This window comes from Kocuria cellulosilytica, assembly GCF_040981245.1.
GTDB classification, from domain to species: Bacteria; Actinomycetota; Actinomycetes; order Actinomycetales; family Micrococcaceae; genus Kocuria; species Kocuria cellulosilytica.
This window is the reverse complement of record NZ_JAVFWZ010000147.1, coordinates 1-517: the sequence shown is the minus strand read 5'-3', so window position 1 is coordinate 517 and position 517 is coordinate 1. Positions and strand designations below refer to the sequence as shown.

Below are 517 nucleotides of genomic sequence, written 5' to 3'. Positions count from 1 at the left end.
CTCGAGCACGGCCACACCGCAGGGGTCGTTGTCGGGGATCTGCATGAGGTGCACGGGCCCGTCGTGGCCGTGGTGTGCGCCCTCGTCGTCGTTGGTCTCGAGCTTCTGGTAGAGCCGGAAGGCGGTCTCGGCGTTCCAGCCCTCGGCGCCGAACTTCTCCTCCCACTCGTCGATGTCCTCGGCGGGGGCCCAGAAGGCGATGCACGAGTTGTGCGAGGAGCACCCGCCCAGCACCTTGGCGCGGGCCATGCGCATGAACGAGTTGCCGTTCTCCTGCTCCTCGAGCGGGTAGTCCCAGTCGTAGGCGGACTCCAGCAGCTCCATCCAGCGGCTGAGGGTCAGCACCTCGTCGATGCCCTGGTCGTGCGGGCCGGCCTCGATCAGCCCGACCGTCACGGACGGGTCCTCGGACAGGCGGGCGGCGACGACGGCGCCGGCGGAGCCTCCGCCGACCACCAGGTAGTCGAACTCCTGCGGGGCGTCAGGGGCGGGGGTCGTGCTGGGAACGGTCATGGTC

Annotated in this window: 1 protein-coding gene; it reads right to left on the bottom strand. The window is 70.0% G+C overall.

All coding sequences use genetic code 11. The features are described from left to right. Nucleotides 1–513: GMC family oxidoreductase N-terminal domain-containing protein (locus tag RCG67_RS17425; protein WP_368828076.1), on the bottom strand; the 513-nt coding region annotated here is incomplete at its 3' end. Nucleotides 514–517: the final 4 nt, after the last annotated feature.